This window comes from Variovorax sp. DXTD-1 (assembly GCF_003984625.1).
Classification (GTDB): Bacteria; Pseudomonadota; Gammaproteobacteria; order Burkholderiales; family Burkholderiaceae_C; genus Variovorax.
Genome location: NZ_RWKH01000063.1, coordinates 1 through 1,465 on the forward strand (window position 1 = coordinate 1; position 1,465 = coordinate 1,465).

Below are 1,465 nucleotides of genomic sequence, written 5' to 3' on the forward strand. Positions count from 1 at the left end.
GCGGCCCTGCTCGCCGGCGCGTGCCGCTTCCACCGCGGCGTTCAGCGCGAGGATGTTGGTCTGGAACGCGATGCCATCGATCACGCCGATGATGTCGACGATCTTCTTGGACGAGGTGTTGATGGAGCCCATGGTGTCTACCACCTGGCTGACCACGCCGCCGCCGCGCACGGCCACTTCGGAGGCCGACAGGGCCAGCTGGTTGGCCTGGCGGGCGTTGTCGGCGTTCTGCTTCACCGTGCTCGTGAGCTCTTCCATCGAGGCGGCCGTCTCTTCGAGCGAGCTGGCCTGCTCTTCGGTGCGGGAAGACAAATCTTGATTGCCTGCGGCAATCTGGCCCGAGGCGGTGGCGATGGCGTCGGTGCCGGTGCGCACTTCGCCCACCACCTTGGCGAGGCTGTCGCGCATGCCCTGGATCGCATGCAGCAGGCTGGCCTGGTCGCCTCGCTTCAGGTCGATGCGAACCGCCAGGTCACCACTGGCGATGCGGTGCGCAATGGCGGTCGCTTCCGCTGGCTCGCCGCCGAGCTGCTTCAGCAGGCCGCGCGAGATTGCCCAGCCGAGGGCCAGCAGCCCTGCGGCAAGCACCGCCGCACCAATCGACAGGGTGATGATCCGGCCCATGATCGTGGTCTGCACCGTGTCCACATAGACACCCGAGCCGATGATCCAGCCCCAGGGTTCGAAGCCCTTCACATAGGAAACCTTGGGCACCGGTTTGTCGCTGCCCGGCTTGGCCCAGAGATAGGGAACGAAGCCCGCGCCGTTGGCCTTGACGGTCTCGACGAAAGAGACGAACAGCCGCTTGCCGGTGGCGTCCTTGTTGGAAGAGAGATCCTTGTTCTCGAGCGCCGGGCTGATGGGGTGCATCACCATGCGCGGCTGCATGTCGTTGATCCAGAAATACTCGCTGCCGCTGTAGCGCAGGCCGCGAATCGCCTGCACGGCCTGTTCCTTCGCCTGCGGCTCGGTCAGCGTGCCCTTGGCCACAAGGCCGTGGTAGTGGGCCAGCAGGCCGTGCGCGCTTTCCACCACCTGGCGCACGCTGGCTTGCCGCTCTTCCATGATGAGCTTGCGCTCCGAAATCAGGAAAAGGGCTGTCAGGGCCGCCACGCCCATGATGGCGCTGGCCGTGAACAGCCCGAGCTTCTGGCCGATGCGAAGGCCGCGGGAATTCAAACGGTTGAACATAGTCTCTTCCTAGGGTGGATGTCTTTTGTGCGGTGCTACCGATAGGTTTATCGGCAGGTGCGCGCAAGACTTGAGGCCATTAGTTCAAAATTCCGTCCAGTCGCCGGCCGCCGTGCCGGCCGTGGCCAGTTGCCGGGGTGCGGCAGCCTCGGCTTTCCCGCCCAGAGCCGGCCGCAGGGTCTTGGGCACGGCCTTGAGTGGGCCGAACACCGTTCGCGCCGCCGCGGGCGCTGCGAACGCCGGCTCGCTTCGCTGGAGCTGCGTGCCGGGCTCC

Annotated in this window: 2 protein-coding genes; both read right to left on the reverse strand. The window is 66.0% G+C overall.

Features of this window, described 5'->3' with window-relative positions; all coding sequences use genetic code 11:
* Positions 1–1,191, reverse strand: a 1,191-nt coding sequence (locus EJI00_RS24845; RefSeq protein ID WP_126750117.1) for a methyl-accepting chemotaxis protein, incomplete at its 3' end; no start/stop codon positions are given.
* Between the two features lie 84 nt (positions 1,192–1,275).
* The coding region (locus EJI00_RS25200; protein ID WP_185868223.1) for a hypothetical protein at positions 1,276–1,465 on the reverse strand (190 nt) is incomplete at its 5' end.